At 45.7% G+C, this 19,279-nt stretch carries 20 protein-coding genes; 14 read left to right on the top strand and 6 right to left on the bottom strand.

Going from position 1 to position 19,279, the window contains the following annotated elements; translation table 11 throughout:
- Positions 1–3: 3 nt before the first annotated feature.
- Genes nifS through QGT46_RS01835 form a run of 4 tightly spaced genes read left to right on the top strand, consistent with a single transcriptional unit; the run spans position 4 to position 3,650 of the window.
- Complete coding sequence (nifS, locus tag QGT46_RS01850; protein WP_148459032.1) at positions 4–1,182, top strand: cysteine desulfurase NifS; 1,179 nt, start codon at positions 4–6, stop codon at positions 1,180–1,182.
- A 51-nt stretch (positions 1,183–1,233) separates the two neighbouring features.
- Positions 1,234–1,671, top strand: a complete 438-nt coding sequence (nifU, locus tag QGT46_RS01845) for a Fe-S cluster assembly scaffold protein NifU (protein WP_148459033.1) — start codon at positions 1,234–1,236, stop codon at positions 1,669–1,671.
- A 9-nt stretch (positions 1,672–1,680) separates the two neighbouring features.
- Complete coding sequence (mnmA, locus tag QGT46_RS01840; RefSeq protein ID WP_024727013.1) at positions 1,681–2,751, top strand: tRNA 2-thiouridine(34) synthase MnmA; 1,071 nt, start codon at positions 1,681–1,683, stop codon at positions 2,749–2,751.
- A gap of 23 nt (positions 2,752–2,774) precedes the next feature.
- Positions 2,775–3,650, top strand: coding sequence for a putative ABC transporter permease (locus QGT46_RS01835; RefSeq protein WP_148459034.1), 876 nt, complete (start codon positions 2,775–2,777; stop codon positions 3,648–3,650).
- Between the two features lie 56 nt (positions 3,651–3,706).
- Here QGT46_RS01835 and QGT46_RS01830 read toward each other — a convergent pair whose 3' ends face one another.
- On the bottom strand, positions 3,707–4,591 hold the full coding sequence (locus tag QGT46_RS01830; RefSeq protein ID WP_148459035.1) for a Cof-type HAD-IIB family hydrolase: 885 nt from the start codon (positions 4,589–4,591) through the stop codon (positions 3,707–3,709).
- A gap of 179 nt (positions 4,592–4,770) precedes the next feature.
- Here QGT46_RS01830 and QGT46_RS01825 point away from each other — a divergent pair, with 179 nt between their 5' ends.
- From QGT46_RS01825 to QGT46_RS01795, 7 genes are all read left to right on the top strand, one after another.
- Positions 4,771–5,676, top strand: a complete 906-nt coding sequence (locus QGT46_RS01825) for a DUF368 domain-containing protein (RefSeq protein ID WP_287517888.1) — start codon at positions 4,771–4,773, stop codon at positions 5,674–5,676.
- A 125-nt stretch (positions 5,677–5,801) separates the two neighbouring features.
- Complete coding sequence (locus tag QGT46_RS01820) at positions 5,802–6,479, top strand: response regulator transcription factor (RefSeq protein ID WP_024727017.1); 678 nt, start codon at positions 5,802–5,804, stop codon at positions 6,477–6,479.
- Positions 6,480–7,958: a sensor histidine kinase gene (locus QGT46_RS01815; protein ID WP_024727018.1), complete on the top strand. Its 1,479-nt coding sequence runs from the start codon at positions 6,480–6,482 to the stop codon at positions 7,956–7,958.
- 49 nt (positions 7,959–8,007) lie between these two features.
- Complete coding sequence (locus QGT46_RS01810) at positions 8,008–8,790, top strand: hypothetical protein (protein ID WP_024727019.1); 783 nt, start codon at positions 8,008–8,010, stop codon at positions 8,788–8,790.
- A 3-nt stretch (positions 8,791–8,793) separates the two neighbouring features.
- A complete protein-coding gene (gene hisH, locus QGT46_RS01805) occupies positions 8,794–9,399 on the top strand; it encodes an imidazole glycerol phosphate synthase subunit HisH (RefSeq protein WP_148459036.1) in 606 nt (201 codons plus the stop codon).
- 12 nt (positions 9,400–9,411) lie between these two features.
- Positions 9,412–10,173: an imidazole glycerol phosphate synthase subunit HisF gene (hisF, locus tag QGT46_RS01800; protein WP_024727021.1), complete on the top strand. Its 762-nt coding sequence runs from the start codon at positions 9,412–9,414 to the stop codon at positions 10,171–10,173.
- Positions 10,174–10,203: 30 nt separating this feature from the next.
- A complete protein-coding gene (locus tag QGT46_RS01795; protein ID WP_148459037.1) occupies positions 10,204–10,665 on the top strand; it encodes a hypothetical protein in 462 nt (153 codons plus the stop codon).
- A gap of 42 nt (positions 10,666–10,707) precedes the next feature.
- Here QGT46_RS01795 and QGT46_RS01790 read toward each other — a convergent pair whose 3' ends face one another.
- The 4 genes from QGT46_RS01790 to QGT46_RS01775 form a co-directional block, all read right to left on the bottom strand.
- Positions 10,708–10,887 (bottom strand): hypothetical protein, encoded by a 180-nt coding sequence (locus QGT46_RS01790; RefSeq protein ID WP_148459038.1) that lies wholly within the window; start codon positions 10,885–10,887, stop codon positions 10,708–10,710.
- A gap of 140 nt (positions 10,888–11,027) precedes the next feature.
- Positions 11,028–11,672, bottom strand: coding sequence for an ABC-2 transporter permease (locus tag QGT46_RS01785; RefSeq protein WP_148459039.1), 645 nt, complete (start codon positions 11,670–11,672; stop codon positions 11,028–11,030).
- Positions 11,666–12,529, bottom strand: a complete 864-nt coding sequence (locus QGT46_RS01780; RefSeq protein WP_148459040.1) for an ABC transporter ATP-binding protein — start codon at positions 12,527–12,529, stop codon at positions 11,666–11,668. Before QGT46_RS01780 ends, QGT46_RS01785 begins: the two co-directional genes overlap by 7 nt.
- Positions 12,519–12,908, bottom strand: a complete 390-nt coding sequence (locus QGT46_RS01775; protein WP_148459041.1) for a GntR family transcriptional regulator — start codon at positions 12,906–12,908, stop codon at positions 12,519–12,521. Before QGT46_RS01775 ends, QGT46_RS01780 begins: the two co-directional genes overlap by 11 nt.
- Before the next feature lie 145 nt (positions 12,909–13,053).
- Between QGT46_RS01775 and QGT46_RS01770 the strand changes: the two genes are divergently transcribed.
- Both QGT46_RS01770 and QGT46_RS01765 read left to right on the top strand, forming a co-directional pair.
- Positions 13,054–13,461: a C-GCAxxG-C-C family protein gene (locus QGT46_RS01770; RefSeq protein ID WP_148459042.1), complete on the top strand. Its 408-nt coding sequence runs from the start codon at positions 13,054–13,056 to the stop codon at positions 13,459–13,461.
- A gap of 44 nt (positions 13,462–13,505) precedes the next feature.
- Complete coding sequence (locus QGT46_RS01765; RefSeq protein ID WP_301589319.1) at positions 13,506–14,399, top strand: LysR family transcriptional regulator; 894 nt, start codon at positions 13,506–13,508, stop codon at positions 14,397–14,399.
- Between the two features lie 95 nt (positions 14,400–14,494).
- On the opposite strand, the gene QGT46_RS01760 is transcribed toward QGT46_RS01765, so the two are convergent.
- Positions 14,495–18,709, bottom strand: a complete 4,215-nt coding sequence (locus QGT46_RS01760) for a 2-hydroxyacyl-CoA dehydratase (protein WP_148459044.1) — start codon at positions 18,707–18,709, stop codon at positions 14,495–14,497.
- A gap of 201 nt (positions 18,710–18,910) precedes the next feature.
- Between QGT46_RS01760 and QGT46_RS01755 the strand changes: the two genes are divergently transcribed.
- Positions 18,911–19,255, top strand: coding sequence for a lytic transglycosylase (locus QGT46_RS01755; protein WP_024727030.1), 345 nt, complete (start codon positions 18,911–18,913; stop codon positions 19,253–19,255).
- The last annotated feature ends 24 nt before the right edge of the window (positions 19,256–19,279 follow it).

Below are 19,279 nucleotides of genomic sequence, written 5' to 3'. Positions count from 1 at the left end.
GTTATGGAAAAGATCATATATTTAGACCATGCGGCAACAACACCGGCGAGACCGGAAGTAGTAGAAGCGATGATGCCATATTATACGGAGAAGTTCTGGAATCCGTCCAGCGTCTATTCACCGGCTTCTGAGGCAAAAAAGGCAGTAAACGAAGTAAGGGACAGGGTTGCCGAATCCCTCGGCACACAGAGCCAGGATATTTACTTTACGGCCGGCGGATCTGAGGCGGACAACTGGGCCATTAAGGAGACTGCCGAAGCCTATGCTTCAAAGGGAAAACATATTATCACAAGCAAGATTGAGCACCACGCAGTTCTCCACACCTGTCAGTATCTGGAGAGAAACGGATACGATGTGACTTATCTGGATGTGGATGAGAACGGATATATTAAGCTGGACCAGTTAAAAGCGGCGATCCGCCCGGATACGATTCTGATCACCATCATGTTTGCCAACAATGAGATAGGAACGATCCAGCCGGTGAAGGAGATCGGAGAGATTGCAAAAGAACACGGAGTTCTGTTCCACACAGATGCGGTACAGGCATACGGACAGGTTCCGATCAATGTAGATGAGATGAATATTGATATGCTGAGTGCCAGCGGCCATAAGCTGAACGGACCTAAGGGCATTGGATTTATGTATATCCGCAAAGGACTGAAACTTCGCTCGTTTATCCACGGAGGAGCGCAGGAGCGCAAGCGCCGGGCCGGAACAGAGAATGTGACAGGTATCGTGGGACTCGGAAAGGCTGTCGAGATCGCTTTTGAGACGATGGAGGAGAGAACTGCCAAAGAGCAGGAGGTGAGGGATTACGCGGTCCGCAGGATTCTGGCAGAGATCCCGTATTGCCGGTTAAACGGAGGAAGAGACAAAAGGCTTCCCAACAATATCAACATCAGTTTTCAGTTCATTGAGGGCGAATCCCTTTTGATCATGCTTGATATGGCGGGGATCTGTGCTTCCAGCGGATCAGCCTGCACGTCCGGTTCACTGGACCCGTCACATGTACTGTTAGCCATCGGACTCCCTCACGAGATCGCACATGGATCTCTCAGGATGACTCTGGGGGAGGAAACAACCAAAGAGGATATGGATTTTGTTGTGGAGAAATTGAAAGAGATCGTAGATAAACTGCGAAAAATGTCTCCGCTGTATGAAGATTTTGTAAAGAAACATTAAACGGGTTTATTTGCTCGATTTATATTTAGAAGAAAAACAGGAGGTACTGTTATGTATAGTGAAAAAGTTATGGATCATTTTGAGCATCCGAGAAATGTAGGAGAGATTGAGGGTGCCAGCGGCGTAGGTACTGTCGGAAACGCCAAGTGCGGAGACATCATGCGCATCTATTTTGACATTGATGACGACCAGATTATCCGGGATGTGAAGTTTAAGACATTCGGCTGCGGAGCTGCGGTTGCCACCAGCAGCATGGCAACCGAACTGGTGAAAGGCAAATCCGTGCAGGAAGCACTGGAAGTCACAAACAAGGCGGTAATGGAAGCCCTCGATGGTCTTCCGCCGGTCAAAGTGCACTGTTCTCTTTTGGCAGAAGAAGCGATCCATGCGGCTCTCTGGGATTATGCACAGAAGAATGGCATTCAGATCGAAGGCCTTGAGAAACCAAAATCCGATATCGGAGAAGAGGAAGTGGAAGAAGAGTACTAGGAGGCATCCGTGAAAGAGAAAGTAGTCGTAGGCATGTCAGGAGGGGTGGATTCCTCCGTGGCAGCCTATTTATTGAAAGAACAGGGATATGAAGTGATCGGTGTCACCATGCAGATCTGGCAGGATGAGGAGCAGGCACTTTTAGAAGAAAACGGAGGGTGCTGCGGCCTGTCGGCTGTGGATGATGCCAGGAGAGTGGCCCAGGCGCTCGATATTCCTTATTATGTCATGAATTTTAAACAGGATTTCAAGGAACATGTCATTGATTATTTCGTAGACGAATATCTGGATGGAAGAACTCCGAATCCCTGTATTGCATGCAACCGCTATGTCAAATGGGAATCCCTGTTAAAAAGGTCTCTGGATATCGGCGCCGATTATATCGCAACCGGACATTATGCCAGGATTGAAAAGCTTTCCAACGGAAGATATACGCTGAAGCGCTCGGCGACTCCTGAGAAGGATCAGACCTATGCTCTTTATAATTTGACCCAGAACCAGCTGTCCAAGACGCTGATGCCCGTGGGTGAATATACAAAAGATGAGATCAGGGAAATCGCAGAAAAGATACATCTGCCGGTGGCCCACAAACCGGACAGCCAGGACATCTGTTTTGTAGACGGCAGCTATGGAGACTTTATCGAAGAAACCACGGGACAGAAGATCCGGCCGGGCAATTTTGTGGACATGAACGGGAACATCCTCGGAACCCACAAGGGCATTGTATGTTATACTGTGGGACAGAGGAGGGGATTGGGCCTTTCCCTGAAACAGCCGGGATACGTTGTGCGAATAAATAAAGAGAGAAATGAAGTGGTGATCGGGAGCAATGCGGACCTGATGACAGATACCCTCTATGGAGACCAGGTGAATTTAATGTCGGTATCTTCTGTCAAAGACGGGATGAGATTACAGGCTAAAGTCCGCTATAACCACAGGGGAGCTTCATGCACGGTGAGCATGGCAGGAAAGGACAGGATAAAAGTCCTGTTTGATGAACCTCAGAGGGCAGTGACCCCGGGACAGGCGGTAGTGTTTTATGACGGCGATTATGTGGCTTTAGGAGCTACGATCCTGTAATTCCGATGGGAGCTTAATTTAATATGAGTGTATATTATCTTTTGTCATATTTTTTTATTTACGGAATTCTCGGCTGGTGCAGCGAAGTAGCTTTTGCTGCATTTAAGCAGAGAAAATTTGTGAACCGGGGGTTTTTAAACGGACCAATTTGTCCGGTTTATGGATTCGGCGTTGGATTTGTGGTGTCTTTGCTGATGCCGTATAAGTCCAATGTTTTTTTCATGTACATTGCTTCTGTCGCAGCCGTATCTTCCATTGAGTGGGTCACGGGCTTTGCGCTGGAGAAGATTTTCCACAGCAGATGGTGGGATTATTCGGACCAGCCGTTTAATTTAAACGGATATATCTGTCTTCCGTTTTCACTGATCTGGGGTGCCGCCTGCATGCTCATCGTCTATGTGGTTCATCCTCTGATTACCAAATTTGTGGGATTGATACCCAGTCTCTTCGGCAGCGTCCTGCTCATTGTGCTTTTGGCCGGCATGATAGCCGATCTTTGGGTAACGGCGGCGGGCATCTTCAGGATGAACCAGAGACTCCGCAAAATGAGTGAGATCGCAGAAGAACTGCATAATATCTCAGAGCAGCTGGGTGAAAACATTTATCTTGGTGTCATGTCTGCCGTAGAAAAACAGGAAGAGACGAAAAAGAAGCTGGATGAGGCGGGCCAGGAACTGGTGGAAAAAAGAAATGCCGTATCGGAAGGTCTGAAAGAACGGAAAGATACGATCAGCGGAGAACTGGAGCAGAGAATCGAAGAGCTGAAAAGCCGGTATCAGGAGATTGCGGAGAAGAAAAGTCAGACCAGCAGGAGACTTTTGAATGCGTTTCCTTCATTTAATTCCGGCAGATATAAAGAGGCACTGGATGAACTGAAAAAGCGGATGAAGATAAAATAAAAGAAGATCTGTAACCTCTCAGTGGGATTACAGATCTTCTTTTATAAAACGGTATTTTATGTCAGTTTAAAATTATCGCGGTCTGCGAGAATGCAGCGGATGATATAGGCAATGCCGTCCTTCGTATTGGCACGGGTCTGATAGACACAGATATTTTTGATGGCCTCCGTGGCATTTGCCATGGCAACGGAATGAATCCCCGGAATGGAGAGCATGGAATAGTCATTTTCGCTGTCTCCGATGGCAACGATCTCATCCGGAACCAGTCCCTTTCGCTTGGCATAGTCCATCAGGCCGATCCCTTTCTGGGCTTCTGAGGAGGTGATCTCAATATCCGTAGGTACGGTGGACACTACGGCAAGTCCCGGGATTTTTTCTAATTCTGCCCTGAGCCTTAACAGCGCATCAGGCTCTGTTGACTGGGAAATGAACTTTAAAACCCTGTGTTCGCTGTCGAACAGTCCGGCCTCGCCGTCTACATAGGTAACCTGGCTGATTAAATCTTCAAATTCTTCATCTGTATACACAAAGTCGGGATGATTGATCTGCATGGATGGAATCATGACTTCTTTCGTATATTTTTTTAATTCCTCTCTGGAAAGCAGGGAAATACGGCCCATCTGGGAAAATGGCGTCGGAACCAGGGTGGATTCGTGAAATACCCCGAGGATCTGTTTTACCGTCTCTGTCGGAATGGAGTGTTCAAACAGCAGGTTTCCTTCTTTATCATAACCGCAGGAGCCGTTGCTGCAGATCATGTCGCATTCAAGGCCTGCTTTTCCTAAAATATCTATCACATTCTGGTATTCGCGTCCTGTATTGATCATAAATTCGACGCCGCTTTCCTGGAGTGTGCGGATCGCATCGATATTGACCTGAGTGATCTGGCGGTAGCTGTCCAGCAGTGTTCCGTCCATGTCGGATGAAATTAATTTTATCATATAGAACCTCCTTCATATTCGTAATATTATACTATCATAAAAGCCAAAAGAAGGACATAGTTTCATAAATCTTTAAGATTTTCTTGCTTTTTATTTTACATAACGTGTGCTATAATACTAAAAGTTGTGTTGGAACAGATTCCAGCATTTGTATGTGTTCTTATAACAAAGGAGTCAGTATGCTAAATTTTATTCGGGGATTTTGTATGGCATTAGCCGACAGCGTGCCGGGGGTATCCGGCGGGACTGTGGCTTTTCTGCTCGGTTTCTATGACCATTTTATCTCATCCCTAGACGATTTAATTACAGGAAATAAACAAAAAAAGATAGAGGCTGTGAAGTTCTTGCTGCGCATCGGGATTGGCTGGGTCGTTGGCTTTGGGGCAGCGGTTTCTGTGCTGGCCGGTATTTTCAGTGACAGGATTTATGAGATCAGTTCCCTGTTTTTAGGACTGATTATTTTTGCTATACCGATCATCTGGTCTGAAGAAAAGGACTGTCTGAAAGATAAATACGGCAACGCTGTGTTTGCTCTGCTCGGAGTTGTCATGGTGGCAGCGATCACCTATTTTAATCCGGCATCCGGCAAGGGCATGAATGTGAGTGTGGAGCATTTAAAGCTGGGACTGGGAATCTATATTTTCCTCGTGGCCATGATTGCCATTTCGGCCATGGTCCTGCCGGGAATCTCAGGCTCTACCATGCTTTTGATCTTCGGCCTGTATGTGCCGATTATCTCGGCAGTGAAAGAAGCCATGAATTTTAACACGGCTTATTTTCCGGTGATTCTGATTTTTGGCTGCGGCATCCTGTGCGGGATTGCGTCAGTCGTAAAGCTGATCCGTACCTGCCTTGAAAAGTTCCGGTCGCAGATGGTATATTTCATCATCGGAATGATGATCGGATCTCTTTATGCTATTGTCATGGGACCGACCACACTGGAAGTTCCAAAACCTGCACTGACATCAGGAAGTTTCAGTATCCTGTTTTTCATCATCGGCGGGGTAATTATCTTTGGACTGCAGAAACTGAAGGCTATGTCTGACAGACAGGAAGCAGCGGCTGGAGTATCTGAGGCAGAATAGAAAAATCATGTAAGAGAAAGAGATATCAGTATTTTCAGTGCTGATGTCTTTTTTTCACAATTTTATCATAATCCTGTGGTAAACTATACATAGTGAATTGGAATATAACCGCAGGAGGAACCTTGATGAATGATCTTAAAATATTAGTAGTTGACGATGAGAGCAGGATGCGCAAACTGGTAAAGGATTTCTTAAACCGGGCAGGATATCAGGTGCTGGAGGCAGGAGACGGGGAAGAGGCAGTGGATGTGTTTTTTTCCACTAAAGGGATCGATCTGCTCGTTTTAGACGTGATGATGCCCCGGATGGACGGATGGGAAGTTGTAAGGGAGATACGGAAAGTTTCCGAAGTACCGATCATCATGCTGACGGCCAAAGATCAGGAAAACGATGAGCTTCAGGGCTTTGACTTGGGAGTGGATGAGTATATATCGAAGCCGTTCAGTCCGAAGATTTTAGTCGCCAGGATTGAAGCTATTTTAAGGAGGACCAGACAGCAGGACGGAGAAGTGCTGAAAGCCGGCGGGATTGTTCTGGATGAAGCGGCCCATATGGTTACCATCAATGATAAGAGCATTGATCTGAGTTTTAAAGAATTTGAACTTCTATCCTACTTTATGAAAAATGAAGGACGGGCACTCACAAGGGAAAACATATTGAATCAGGTGTGGAATTATGATTATTTCGGAGATGCCAGGACCATTGATACCCATGTAAAAAAACTCAGAAATAAAATGGGAAGCAAAGGAGCATATATCCGCACGATATGGGGTATGGGCTACAAGTTCGAGGTGCAGGAGTAAGTGAAAGAAAAGATACTGAAGAATCAATCCATCAAAGTAAAAATGACGCTGGTGCTGATCGTGATTATGGCATCCACCATTCTTCTGTCTATCTGTATTAACATCCTGATGATCGAACCATACTATGTGTTTAAGGAAAAAAAGAATATCACACAGGTTTATGACTCTATCAACCAGCTGCTCAATACAAAAGGCGCCGATAATAATTCCTATAAGATATCAAAGATCGTCAGAGAGTCTAATTACCGGATGCTGATTGTTAACAACGAAAACGGACAGGTTATATATTCGTCTGAGGGGAAACAGGGGCTCATGTACAATGACATGATCAGCACGCTGGAGGATATGAGAAAGATCAAAAGGCAGATCAGTGAAAAAGGTTATGCCGTAGTGAGCGGGTCCGACAAGGAATCCACCGGGACCAGCATCAATCTTCTCGGATATTTTGACAACGGCTATGCCGTGGTGATCAACACTCCGATGGAAAGCATACAGACCAGTGCGGTGCTGTCCGGGAGATTTACTGCCTACGTGGGAGCTGTTTTGATCGTGGCCGGGGGAATCGCCATGTATATTTACAGCAAGCAGTTTACAAAGCCCATTGAAGAAATGGCTGCGGCTGCAAACCGGATGAGCAATCTGGATTTTGACGTGAAGGTCATAGACTGCGGTGAAGATGAACTGGGGCATCTTGGTGAGAGTTTAAATGAACTCTCCTCAAAGCTTGAGTACACGATCTCGGAGCTCAAAACAGCCAATAATGAGCTGCGCCAGGACATCGAGCAAAAGGTTCAGATTGACGAGATGAGAACGGAGTTTTTATCTCATGTCTCCCATGAGCTGAAAACACCGATTGCCCTGATCCAGGGATATGCGGAAGGTCTGAAAGACAATGTCTCAGCGGATGAGGAGAGCCGTGAATTTTACTGTGATGTGATCGCGGACGAAGCTAAGAAGATGAACCGGATGGTACAGAAACTTCTGACGTTAAACCAGATCGAGTTTGGCAATCACCAGGTCAGCATGGAGCGGTTCAATATTCAGGAGCTGATCCAGAACATGCTCTCTGCAAACACAATCTTTTTCCAGAAAGAAAATATTACGGTTGAATTTCATGAACCGCCCACCTATGTATGGGCCGATGAGTTTATGATGGAGGAAGTATTTGGAAACTATCTGAGCAATGCCAGAAACCATGTTTTAAAAAACGGCAGGATTGCTATTTCCTTTAAACGGATAGAGAATGATCTCAGGGTGACCGTGTTTAACTCCGGAAGCCATATACCGGAAGAAGATCTGGATAAGCTCTGGGTGAAATTTTATAAAGTGGATAAGGCAAGAACGAGAGAATATGGAGGCAGCGGCATCGGACTGTCCATTGTAGCCGCAACCATGAAAGCCCACGGCAAACAATATGGAGTGGCTAACGTGGAGGGAGGCGTTGAATTTTACTTCGATGTGGATTGTGCAAATGCCTGAAAATGTGATAAAATAGTGGATATTTCACATGGAAGCAAAGGAGCGGCATATGTTAAAGGATTATGTTAGCAGGATACAGGATGCGGATCTGGTTTTGGTGGGCATTGGACCGGAACTTAGCGCATATGAGTTAATGGATTTTGAAACAGAGATACAAAATGAGCATTACCAGAAGCTTTTAAGGATGGATGAAGAAGACAGGGATGCCGCATGGATGAGCCAGGTGTATGAAAGGCACCATTTGCTGAATCTCTCCCAGGTTCCTTATTTTAAGAATTTGGAGGAGGTATTAGATCAAAAGGATTATTTTGTAATCACGAGCAATAATGACGGCCTCATTTTCCATTCTGCTCTGGATAAAAACCGTCTGGTTGCCCCGTGCGGAAACGGAGACTTTTTTCAGTGTAAAGAGCCGTGCAGTGAACAGCTGTATCCGGCTAAACCGGGCCTTGAAGATTTGATCCGCCACTATGAGACTACTGGAGAGATTGAGCACCTGGAGTGTCCAAAATGCGGTGAGCCATTGATCTATAATATACGTACCGAGGATACGAAGAGTACGTATATTGAGGGAGCTTATCTGAACAGCTGGGCAGCGTATACAAAATGGCTTCAGACTACACTGAACAAGAAGCTTTTCATTCTGGAACTGGGAGAAGGCTTTGGAGTGCCGAGCCTGTTTCGGTGGCCGTTTGAGAAGATGGCTTTTTATAATGAGAAAGCCTATATGGTAAGGGTCAACCGCACTTTATATCAGGTAGGTGAGGAACTGAAGGGAAAAGCAGATGCAGTAAAGATGGACAGCAAAGATTTTCTTGAAATTGAGAGGTAGGATATGGTAGCGATTATTGACTATGATGCAGGAAATATTAGAAGCGTTGAAAAAGCAATCCAGTTTCTGGGTGAAGATGCGGTGATCACGAGAGATAAGAAACAGATCTTAGGAAGCACCCACGTCATCCTTCCGGGAGTCGGTGCTTTCGGAGATGCCATGGAAAAGCTTCATCAGTATGGACTGGCGGACACGATCCATCAGGTTGCAGAGCAAGGAATTCCTTTTCTGGGGATCTGTCTGGGTCAGCAGATCATGTTTGAAAAGAGTGAAGAAGCGCCGGGTGTTGAGGGCTTGGGCCTTTTAAAAGGTGAGATCGTAAAGATCCCCAAAAAGGATGGGTTAAAAATTCCTCATATGGGATGGAATAACCTGAAGATAAAAGCGGGAGCAAGGCTGTTTGAAGGTGTGCCGGAAGATCCTTATGTATACTTTGTTCATTCGTATTATCTGAAAGCTTCGGAACCGGATATTGTTGCGGCGACCACAGAGTATTCGGAGGTGATCCATGCTTCTGTGGAAAAAGGCAACCTATTTGCGTGTCAGTTCCATCCGGAGAAAAGCAGCACGGTAGGTCTTCAGATTTTAAAGAATTTTATTTCACTGTAGGAGGAAAGGGACATGCATACAAAACGAATCATTCCATGTTTGGACGTACATAACGGCCGTGTAGTAAAAGGGGTCAATTTTGTAAATCTGATCGATGCGGGAGATCCGGTTGCCATTGGTGCGGCCTATGACAAGGCTGGAGCTGATGAGCTGGTATTTCTGGATATTACGGCGTCCTCCGATGCGAGAAATATTATGATCGATATGGTGAGAAAAGTAGCAGAGACAGTTTTTATTCCGTTTACAGTGGGCGGAGGAATCCGAACGGTAGATGATTTCAGGGCAATTCTCAGAGAAGGGGCCGATAAGATTTCCATCAATTCTTCTGCCATCAACACCCCGGACCTGATCAGCGACGCGGCTGATAAATTCGGCAGCCAGTGCGTGGTCGTGGCAATTGATGCAAAACGCCGGGAAGACGGCACCGGATGGAATGTTTATAAAAACGGAGGAAGGATTGATGTAGGACTGGATGCCGTTTCCTGGGCGGCTGAAGCAGAGCACCGCGGCGCCGGAGAAATCCTTCTGACCAGTATGGACTGTGACGGCACGAAGGCAGGATATGACAATGAGCTGACCAGTGCAATTGCAGAGACTGTAGATATTCCTGTGATCGCGTCGGGAGGTGCCGGAACAAAGGAACATTTCTACGACACCCTGACAGAAGGAAAAGCAGATGCGGCTCTGGCGGCATCCCTGTTTCATTTCAAAGAGCTGGAAATCATGGAGTTAAAAGATTATCTGGCTGACAGAGGTCTCAGCATGCGCAGGTGATTTTATTGACATGATGTGGGAGGAATAGATATGAAAAAGATATTTTGTTTGACAGCAGTTCTTATCCTGAGCATCGGTGTGTTCCAGGGATGTTCTGTCAGGAAGCAGAAAAGCCAGATCAAAGTGACAAGCAGGCAGGACGATATCAGCCAGGTCAGCAAAGCGCAGAAGATTGAAATCATATCCTGCAAGGACCGGAAAACGATTGCTGTGCTGAAGAATAAAGATGGTATCCAAAAATTGATCGATAAGCTTAGGATTGATGACTGGAAGACCGTAAAAACCATACCGGATGAAGAGAAGGCCGTATACCGGTGTGACCTGTATCAGGCAGGAACAAAGAAACTCAATGGGGATTCAGAGAGCAGCATGAAGAAGATGGTATCTCTGACCTTTTACAAAGACAGTACCTATGCATCCGCGGAAATCCTGAACCTTCGGCTGAATTTTAAGATACCGTCAGGTGCGGAGAGCATCCTGAAGAACTTTTAATGTGTAAAAAAGCCCGCGTTTGACAACTTTGTTCTATGGAAATTATGTGCGATCGGCATATATTTCAGCATTGATATACCATTCTCCTTCAACCGAACAGGACAGATTGTGGTCAGTATAATTGAGTTTCCAGCTGCCGACAAGTTTTCCAAAATAATTATATTCTTCAGGCAGTTCTGCACTCTTACTTTTGCTTGTCAATGCTTCAATAAATTTATTCATTTCTGATTCGCCTAATAACCGGCTGCGGCTGTGCTCCATGGCTTTTTTCAAGGTCTGCAGAAAGTTAATTCTGCAAATTGTTGTCCAATTACTACATATTATAGCATATAAACAGGGAGTAACCCAGCGGCTTTTGCGTGCTAATATTCTTTTCTGGTAAAGATGCTGCAGGAGATACAGTATGATACAAAGATAATAACCAGAATCAGAGGAATGAGCAGGTATTTGCCGCTTCCTGTGAAAAAGCTGGTGACGGACTGAAGTTGCAGATCCATGGTCATCAGTGCTTTACCTAATAAAACTATAAAAATAGAAATTCCTGCAAATATGCCGAATATTACAAACCGTCCCTTTTCCGTTCCGAATCGGTAGGCAATGGGATACATCAGAGACATCAAAACGGATGCTATGAAGATACCTCCTAAGGCTGTGAGAAAGACCTCTTTGCCGGGCACAGATATATCCTTTATGGCAATGACTACGAATGACAATACAGTTCCTAAAATTGTACCAAAGGCCAAAAGGCATGTGGAAACGATATATTTGCTCCGCACACTGTCTTTTGGACTCACGGGAAGCGTTAATGAATAGGCATCCCAGTGATAATAGTCATCGTAGCTTATGAGCGTAAAGCACAGGATGGAAAACATACATGGCAGAGACACGGCAAGGAAAGAGTAACTTTCGTTGATCAGCGAAAGGCCTGAAAACATTGCCGTGATCAGCAGCAGATTCTTCAAGTATGACTGCAGAAGCAGCACATCTTTTTTTATTAACCCTAACATAATTTTTCCCCCTTAATATATAAAAGCATTAAATCTTCGATTGTAATTTTCTCAATGACCGCATCGCGGTATGTCCTGCGGATACTGTGCCGGTCATTTACCAGCACCTCATAATTATAGCGGTTTCTGCGGTAGCGGATGACATCGGATGGTTCCAGGCGCTCAAACTTTTTCTGGTCACATTTTAAAATTCCGTAACTGTCAAGCACTTTGTCGCGTGTTTCAAAGAAAATCATTTGTCCGTTGTCGATAAAGGCCAGGTAGTCCGCGATATGTTCCAGATCACTTGTGATGTGGGTGGAAAGCAGAATACTGCACTCCTCATCTAAAATAAAATCCTGAAAAATATCTAAAATCTCATTTCTCACAACAGGGTCCAGGCCGCTGGTCGGCTCATCCAGGATCAGAAGTTTCGGATGGTGGGAGAGAGCTGTCAGTATCTCCAGTTTTTTCTGCATACCTTTTGACAGCTCCTTGATTTTTTTGGAGGGATCAATGCCGAACCGCTGCAGGTAATCGTAAAACAGAGCCGTATCCCAGTTGTCATAGATTCCTTTCATGACAGTGTCAATGGCCTGAACCTTTAAAAGTTCCATAAAGAAGCTGCCGTCCAGGACAACGCCGATGTTCATTTTGATCTCTTTCATAGAAGTTTTGGCATCTTTGCCGAAGATCAGGACTTCGCCTTCTTCCGGATGGACTAAGCCCAGCATTCCTTTGATCAGCGTTGTCTTTCCAGCTCCGTTTTCACCGATCAGCCCTACGATGGAGCCCTTTGGTACTGAAAGATCCACACGATCCAGCCGGAAGGCGGGATATGTTTTTGTCATTTGCCTGATTTCTATATTATTTTCCATGATCTATACCCTCCTCATAAAGGCAGGAAAGAATATCTTCCAATTCTTCCTGCTCAATTTCATAAGATACTGCCATATGTACGGCGTTTACAAGATGCTCCTCGATCTTTCTCAAAACTTCCTCCTTCAGAAGTTCTGTGCTCTTTGCTTTTACAAAACACCCCTTTCCGGGGATGGTTTCTATGAAACCTTCTTTTTCCAGTTCTTCATAAGCACGTTTTGTTGTGATGACACTGATCCTCAGATCCTTGGCAAGAGAACGGATGGATGGAAGAAGTTCACCCCCGGACAGCTCTCCGGAGAGGATCTTTTCTTTGAAGCTTTCCGCTATCTGTTCATAAATCGGAAGATCACTCTGGTTGCTGATAATAATATTCACATGAATTCCTCCTGACTGTATATATACAGTATATACGCCATATATACAGTTGTCAATGGTAAAACAAGGAAAATTTAGATGAGTTGTATTTAGGGATTGGATATGTTTTAATTAGTTAGAAGAAACAGACAGAGGAGGTATCAGAATGAGTAAGATAAAAGAAGCGGCCGCAAGACATGAGAGTGGTTATAACTGTGCACAGGCAGTTGCATGCTGTTATTGCGAGGAGATGGGCATTGACGAACAGACCGTGTTTGAACTGACAGAAGGCTTTGGACTCGGCATGGGAGGAATGGAAGGGACCTGCGGTGCGGTTTCGGGTGCAGTCGCTGTGCTGGGAAGGATGAACAGCACCGGGAACCTTGCGAAACCAGACTCAAAAGGATCTACATATCAGCTGACAAGAGAGCTCATCAGGCGTTTCCAGATGAAGAATCAAAGTACGGTATGCAGGGAGTTAAAAGGAATGACTACCGGCACGATGCTCAGAAGCTGCCGGGGATGTGTGGAGGACTCAGTCCGGATTCTCGACGATATTCTGGAGAAGCTGTAAGATATAGCAGGATGAAAAATGGCAGGGAAGGTGATTTTTTGTTGTTGAAACAATTAAAGTATTATACAGAGGTAATCACATGTCAAAGCTTTACTGATGCGGCGGAAAAATGCGGGATATCCCAGTCCGCCATGTCGCAGCAGATACGCGCTTTAGAAGAAAATCTTGACACAGAGCTGATTAGGAGAGGGAACCGGAAATTTTTTATGACACCTGCCGGGGAATATTTTTATCGGCGCGGCCTTGTGCTGCTGGATGAGGCGGGGCGTCTGAAAAAAGAGACCGCCCAAATCGGAAGACAAATCAATCAGTGTCTCCGGGTCGGATATTTAAAATATCTGCATGCAACGGAACTCTGCCGGGCAGCAGCCATATTATCTGAGAAGTATCCCGCGATGGAGCTGGAGACCGCCGCAGGGTATACAGAAGAGCTGATTGACATGCTATGTTTCGGAGGAACTGATGTCATTCTTTGCAGCCAAAGGCCGGGTGATTTACAAGACGTTGAATATATTCCTCTGACCAAAGGCAGATTTTTTATTGAGATATCGGAGAGAAGTCCTCTGTGTGCCCTGGATTATGTGAATGTTGAAGAGTTACGCAGAATCCCCTGTATTATTGCCGCACCTGATGACCAGAGAGAACGGCAGAGAGATGACTGTGTAAATATGCTGGGATTACAGGATAACATTATATTTGCCGATACTCCGGAAGAAGCCAGGTTTTTAGCAGCCTGGGATAAAGGATTTCTGCTCACGGAAGAAACAGGGGAAAGGCCTGGACAGGATGATATCCCACTCCGAAGCATTCCGCTTTGCGCAAATGGAAAGCAATTAAAAAGAAATTACATTGCCTGCTGGAGGAAAGACCGGGAAGACGAATATATCAGGGAGTTTGCAGAAATACTTCAGAAAGAATATGAAAAACAGAATATATAAAATAGAAACAGCAGCCTGCAAATCACAGACTGCTGTTTTTTCTCTTTTGTATAAAATTATAATATCATAATATGTCGAAAGATTCAAGGAAAATGTCACATATTTTTAATCGCTGCCGACAGCATCAGTTTTATCCTGTTGATCTGGTTGACTTCGCTGGCACCGGGATCGTAGTCGATGGCAACGATGTTGGATTCAGGGAAAGCCTGGCGCAGCTCCTTGATCACGCCTTTTCCTACCACATGATTCGGCAGGCATGCAAACGGCTGTGTGCAGACGATGTTCGGCGCACCGCTGTGGATCAGTTCTACCATCTCTCCGGTGAGGAACCAGCCCTCGCCGGTCTGATTGCCGATGGAGACGAACGGTTTGGCGTAGGCAGCCAGATCCTTAATGTATGCCGGTTCATCAAATCGTTTGCTCTTTGCCAGTTCTTTTCTTAACGTTTTCCGGTACTGTTCCACGATCCAGATTCCGGAATTACATATGAGCGCCGTCTTCTTTGATTTTCCAAGGTAACGGTATTTAAAATTGCTGTTGTAAAATCCGTACATGAAGAAGTCCAAAAGGTCAGGGACAACAGCCTCTGCGCCTTCACGCTCCAGGAGTTCTACCAGATGATTGTTGGCATCCGGCAGGAATTTTACGAGGATTTCACCTACAATACCGACTCTCGGCTTCTTTTCATTCGTCAGAGGAATCTTATCAAAGTCGCGAATGATACCTTTGATGTTCTTCTTGAAGGTAGAAAGATTTCCTTTCATGACATCTCGCTTGCACTTGGCTTCCCAGCGTTTGTGCAGACGGTTTACAGAGCCTTTTTCCTTTTCATACGGGCGGGTGCGGTAGACCACTCTCATGAACAGGTCACCGTAGACTATGGCCTGGACCGCACGGTTTAAAAGACCCGGAGTAAGCTTAAATCCACTGTTTTTTTCGATGCCCTGGGTACTGATTCCGATGACAGGAATGTGTCCGTAGCCTGCTTTCTCAAGAGCCCTGCGGATAAAGCTGATGTAGCTCGTTGCACGGCAGCCTCCTCCGGTCTGGCTGATCGCAAGGGCGATCTTGTCTGTATCATATTTGCCTGACAGCAGTGCATTCATCAGCTGTCCGATGACAATAAGAGAAGGATAGCAGGCATCGTTGTTGACATATTTAAGTCCTGTGTTGACATCCTTCATTCCCTGCTGTCTGAGTACTTTGACTTTGTAGCCGCAGGATTTTAAGGCAGGCTCCACCATGGAAAAATGGATCGGAGACATCTGCGGGATCAGAATCGTGTATTCCTTTGCCATCTCTTTCGTAAACTCAATTCTCTTCATGGCAGCAGATACCGGTTTCGGCTCAATATTATGTTTTTTTCTGACACGGACGGCACTGATCAGAGAACGAATCCTGATCCGGGCTGCCCCCAGGTTATTGACCTCGTCAATCTTTAATACTGTGTAGATCCTTCCGGAACGGGTGAGGATATCGTTGACTGTATCTGTTGTGACCGCATCCAGGCCGCATCCGAAGGAATTCAGCTGAATCACTTCCAGCTGCTTGTTGGATTTGGCGTAGTTGGCAGCTGCATACAGTCTGGAATGGTACATCCACTGGTCCGATACGTTCAGCGGCCGGTCCACCTTGGAGAGGTGGGAGATGGAATCCTCTGTCAGCACGGCAATTCCGTAAGAATTGATCAGTTCCGGAATTCCATGGTTGATCTCGGGGTCGATGTGGTACGGACGTCCGCAGAGTACAATTCCGGTACGTCCTGTCTCTGCCAGATAAGCGAGGACTTCCTCACCCTGGTTCTGAATGTCTTTTCTCACGCTGTCGAGTTCCTCAAAGGCCGCACGCACAGCGTCGTTGATCTCCGGCGCGTCAATATCGTATTTTTCACCCAGCTCTTCAAAAAGCCTTGGCTTTAAGGCTTCTTCATTGTCCAGGGCCAGGAATGGATTCATAAAGCTGATATTTTCTGTCCGCAGTTCTTCCATGTTATTTTTAATATTTTCCGCATAGGAAGTGACGATCGGACAGTTATAGTGGTTATTGGCCTCTTCGGTCTCATTCCGTTCATAAGGGATGCACGGGTAGAAAATATCCTTAATGCCCTGCTTAATGAGCCACATCACGTGCCCGTGGGCAAGCTTTGCCGGATAGCACTCGGATTCACTCGGAATGGATTCGATGCCCAGCTCATAAATCTCCCTGGAAGACTCAGGGGACAGAACCACAGAAAATCCAAGCTTTGTGAAGAAAGTGTGCCAGAACGGATAGTTTTCATAAATATTTAAAACCCTGGGGATGCCGATGACACCGCGTTTTGCTTCTCCGGCAGGAATGGATTCGTAGCCGAAGGTGCGTTTTAATTTATACTCATACAAGTTCGGAATATTGTCCTTATTAGCCTTGCCGCCTATGCCGCGCTCACAGCGGTTTCCAGTGATATAGCGGCCGCCGTTGGAGAACTTGTTGATGGTTAAAAGACAGTTGTTGGTACAGCCTTTGCACCGTGTCATAGAAGTATCCACAGAAAGAGCGAAGATCTCTTCCATCGGCAGCATCTGTGTCTTCGTGTGTTCTGTCTTAAAGCGTTCTTTCGCGATCAGAGCGGCTCCGAAGGCACCCATGATGCCGGCGATATCCGGACGGATGGCACTGCAGCCGGAGATCCGTTCAAAACTTCTTAATACAGCGTCGTTGTAAAAGGTTCCGCCCTGAACAACGATGTGTTTTCCGAGTGACTTTGGATCTGTCAGTTTAATAACCTTTAAAAGAGCATTTTTGATGACAGAGTAAGCAAGACCCGCAGAAATATCACCAACGCTGGCCCCTTCCTTCTGGGCCTGCTTTACCTTGGAATTCATAAACACGGTGCATCTGGAACCTAAGTCGATCGGTGTCCTGGCTGTCAGAGCGACTTTTGCAAAGTCCTGTACAGAATAGTTTAACGACTTGGCAAAGGTTTCAATAAAAGAACCGCAGCCGGAAGAACAGGCTTCATTCAGAAGAACGTTGTCCACGACTCCGTTCTTGATTTTGATGCATTTCATATCCTGTCCGCCGATATCCAGAATACAGTCCACGCTCGGATCAAAGAATGCAGCCGCGTAATAATGTGCGATGGTCTCCACCTCTCCGTAATCCAGATTGAGGGCAGCTTTGATCAGGTGTTCCCCGTAGCCCGTGGAGCATGAAGATACGATGTGTGCCGTGTCCGGCATCTGTGCATGAATTTCCTTCAGCGCATCGATAGTCGCATTCAGGGGATTTCCGTTATTATTTGTATAATAGCTGTACAGCAGGTCGCCTTTGTCGCTGACCAGAGCTACTTTGGTAGTAGTAGAACCGGCATCGATCCCAAGATAGCAGCTGCCTTCATATGTAGAAAGATCTCCGCGCTTTACGACGTGGCGGTTGTGCTCCTTAAGGAACATCTGGTATTCCTGGTCATCCTTGAACAAAGGTTCCAGGCGGTCTACCTCATGGCCCAGCTCGATTTTTCTTTTAAAATGATCCAGCAGATCCGTGAAATTGGTTGTCACTTCTTCCCTGGCATTCAGAGCGGCACCCACAGCGGCAAACAGATGGGAATGATTCGGGGCGATGATCGCCTCTCCTTCAAGGCCGAGTGTGCGGATAAAGGCTTCTTTTAATTCGGAGAGGAAGTGGAGCGGACCTCCCAGAAATGCAACGTTGCCGCGGATAGGTTTTCCGCAGGCCAGGCCGCTGATGGTCTGGTTTACCACTGCCTGAAAGATAGAAGCCGCAAGATTTTCTTTTGTTGCCCCCTCATTGATCAGAGGCTGAATATCTGATTTCGCGAATACACCGCACCGGGCTGCGATGGGGTAGATCGTATCGTAGTTCTTTGCATATTCATTGAGGCCTGACGCATCTGTCTGAAGCAGTGAGGCCATCTGGTCAATAAAAGAGCCGGTGCCTCCCGCACAGACGCCGTTCATCCTCTGGTCAATGCCGTTGGTAAAATAAATGATCTTAGCATCTTCGCCGCCGAGCTCAATGGCGACATCGGTCCTTGGGGCATAGTCCTGGAGAGCTGTGGAGACGCAGACAACTTCCTGGCAGAACGGGATTTCCAGATAAGAGGAAATAGAAAGCCCGCCGGAGCCTGTGACTGTTGGGGCAAAAGTGACGTCTCCGATCTGATCCTTTGCCTTTCTTAAAAGTGATGCCAGTGTTTCCTGTATATTTGCATAATGTCTCTCATAGTCTGAGAACAATATATTGTGCTGCTCATCGATCACCGCTACTTTGACGGTGGTAGAGCCGATATCAATTCCTAATCGTTTCATCTAACTGTAACCTACTTTCCTTTTCGATAGTAGTCTTATTATAAAATAAAGATTTTGAAATAACAAGATTCAAGTGTAGTCTTCTTACCTATTAAATAGGCGAAGAAAATGGAAATGAGAAAAAAATTCACTAAAATTAATCGGAAACAAATAAAAAACAAGGCATAGTCTATAATAAAAAGGCAAAGGAAAGTATAAGATATGGCAGAACGGGGAAACTGTAATGGAACAGTTTATGTAATTAAGGAAAAAGATACCTTATATCAAATCGCAAAACAATATAATGTGAGTGTAAGGGAGATCATGAGGAAAAACCCCTATGTGAACATTTATAATCTGCAGATTGGTGATGAATTATGTATTCCGTCAGCGGGACCGGTGATTTCGGGTGCTTTTGAGCCATATGTAGTGAAAAAAGGAGACACTCTTATGAATATTATGAAAAATAAGAATGTTTCCTTTGAAAAATTAGCAAAATCAAACAAAAGCGTCAGAGAGCTGACCCTTCCTGTCGGGACAGTGCTCTTAATTGACAAAGGGAAATAATATCTCTATAATGAAACGTGAACT

Source organism: Anaerostipes faecis (genome assembly GCF_910574135.1).
Classification (GTDB): domain Bacteria; phylum Bacillota; class Clostridia; order Lachnospirales; family Lachnospiraceae; genus Anaerostipes; species Anaerostipes hominis.
Note: the sequence above shows the minus strand (reverse complement) of the source record. Positions and strands in the feature narration are given on the sequence as shown.